Here is a 2,166-nt window from a genome sequence, read left to right on the forward strand (position 1 = left end):
CGCCTGCAGGCGCTGGCCCCCGACGGCGAGGCGTCGCCGGTGGAGCGCGCCGTCGCCGAGCTGCGCATCGCCGAGCTGGCGACGGACGGGCAGCGCGTGCTCGCCATGCGCGGCGGCGCGGGCGCGACGGGGCTCGCCACGGCGACGCGCGCGCACTGGCGCGCGGTGGTCGGCGACGTGCAGCGCTGGCAGACGCGCCGCGAGCTGCCGACGCCCACGCCGGCGCTCGTCCCGCCGCCGGGCGACCCGTTCGGCCATCCGTCGGGGCTCCCGTCCGGCATGCCGTGACGGGCGCGCCCCACGCGCGGGTCACGCTCGCCGGCATCGAGCGGGCCCGCGCGCACGTCCACCCCGCCTACCTCGACTCGCCGCAGCTGGAGAGCGAGGCGCTGTCTGGGGCGCTGGGCGTCCGGCTGGTGGTGAAGGTCGAGACGCTCAACCCGGTGCGGTCGTTCAAGGGGCGCGGCGCCGACTGGTTCGTGGCGTCGCTGGCGGCGGAGGCGCGCGCCCGCGGCGCCCCGCCGCCGCACGTCGTCTGCGCGTCGGCGGGGAACTTCGGGCAGGGGATCGCCGAGGCGGCCCGCCGGCGCGGCGCGCGCGCGACCGTCTACGCCGCGCGCACCGCGAACCCGCTCAAGCTCGAGCGCATGCGCGCGCTGGGCGCCGAGGTGCGGCTCGACGGCGACGACTTCGACGCCGCCAAGGACGCGGCGCGCGCCGCGGCCGCCGAGGCCGGGCTGCCGTTCGTGGAGGACGGGCGCGAGCTGGCGGTGACCGAGGGGGCGGGGACGATGGGGCTCGAGCTGGCGCGGTGGCCCGCGCCCCTCGACGTCGCGCTGATCCCCCTCGGCAACGGCGCGCTGCTGGCCGGGGTGGGGCACGCGCTGCGCGCGCGGTCGCCGCGCACGCGGCTGCTCTACGCGTCCGCCGCCGGCGCGCCGGCGATGGCGCACTCGCTCCACGCCGGGCGTGCGGTCGCGACGCCGCGCGCCGACACCATCGCCGACGGGATCGCGGTGCGCGTGCCGGTCCCCGAGGCGCTCGACGACCTGCGCGGCGTGGTCGACGAGGTGGTGCTGGTGGAGGACGCGGTGGTCGTGGAGGCGATGCGGCTCGTGCACCGCCACCTCGGGCTCGTCGTGGAGCCGGCGGGGGCGGTCGGCGTCGCCGCCGCGCTCGCGCGCCCGGAGCTGGTGCGCGGCGCCCTGGCGGCGACGCCGCTGTGCGGCGGCAACCTGACGCCCGAGCAGATCGACCGCTGGCTGTGAGCGCGGCGGCGCCGCAGCGGTGAAGCCGCGCATGCGGGCTCGTGCTTGACAGCCTCCGGTCCGCTTCCGATACTCGCGGCGAGGGCACGGGCGGCGCCGCGCGGCCGTTGAGCGGAGGTCGTCCGGTCGGTGGCACTCGCCCTGCACCCCGCGGGTCGAGTTCCCCGTCGACCACCCTCCGACCCGAGGCCCGCCGCGCATGCCCAAGACGCCGATGCACTGTCCCTTCTGCGACATCATCGGGGGCGCGGGCGAGGTGTCCGTGTGCTACGAGGACGCCGTCGCGATCGCGTTCATGGACATCCAGCCGGTGAACGACGGCCACGTGCTGGTCGTGCCGCGCGCGCACTACGAGCGCGTCGACGACCTGCCGCGCGAGACGGGGCTGCACCTGTACGGGGTGGCGACGCGCCTGATGCCGATCATCCAGCAGGTGACGGGGTGCCGCGACCTGAACATCGTGGTGAGCTCCGGCAGCGCGGCGGGGCAGGACGTCTTCCACTTCCACGTCCACCTCATCCCGCGCCGCGCCGGCGACGGCTTCGACGTGCCGCTCCCGTTCCCCGGCTCGGCGATGCCCGACCGCACCCGCCTCGACGCGATGGCGGCGCGCATCATCTCGGCGCTGCGCGACCCGATGGCCTCGCCGACGCCGACCCCGGCGCCGGCCGCCTGACGCCGGGCCGGCGGCCCCGGCCGTGACGGCCGCGCGGCCGGGGCGTCTGCAGGACGTGGCATGGCCAATGCTTTTCTTCTCGGTGGGCGACTAACCCGGAGGAGCGATGCAGGGTGCGGCGGGCGCGGACGTGGCGGCGTGGCGGCGACACGCGGGCGGCATGCCCGGCGGCGTCGTCTCCGCGCCCCCCGCGGAGCCGCCGCCGCCCCCCGCCGCCCTGCC

2 protein-coding genes and 1 pseudogene are annotated in these 2,166 nt (G+C 78.1%); all 3 read left to right on the forward strand.

Annotated features, from left to right (window positions below; genetic code table 11):
• A pseudogene (locus tag PYV61_RS24525) lies at window positions 1-288 on the forward strand (hypothetical protein); the annotation flags it as partial.
• Window positions 285-1,268, forward strand: coding sequence for a pyridoxal-phosphate dependent enzyme (locus PYV61_RS24530; RefSeq protein WP_275836506.1), 984 nt, complete (start codon window positions 285-287; stop codon window positions 1,266-1,268). The pseudogene PYV61_RS24525 and the gene PYV61_RS24530, both read left to right, overlap by 4 nt.
• Before the next feature lie 199 nt (window positions 1,269-1,467).
• The gene (locus PYV61_RS24535; RefSeq protein ID WP_275836507.1) at window positions 1,468-1,944 is read left to right on the forward strand and encodes an HIT family protein; all 477 of its coding nucleotides are present in this window, start codon (window positions 1,468-1,470) and stop codon (window positions 1,942-1,944) included.
• Window positions 1,945-2,166 lie beyond the last annotated feature (222 nt).

The sequence above is a fragment of the Roseisolibacter sp. H3M3-2 genome, assembly GCF_029211165.1.
In the GTDB taxonomy this organism is placed as follows: domain Bacteria; phylum Gemmatimonadota; class Gemmatimonadetes; order Gemmatimonadales; family Gemmatimonadaceae; genus Roseisolibacter.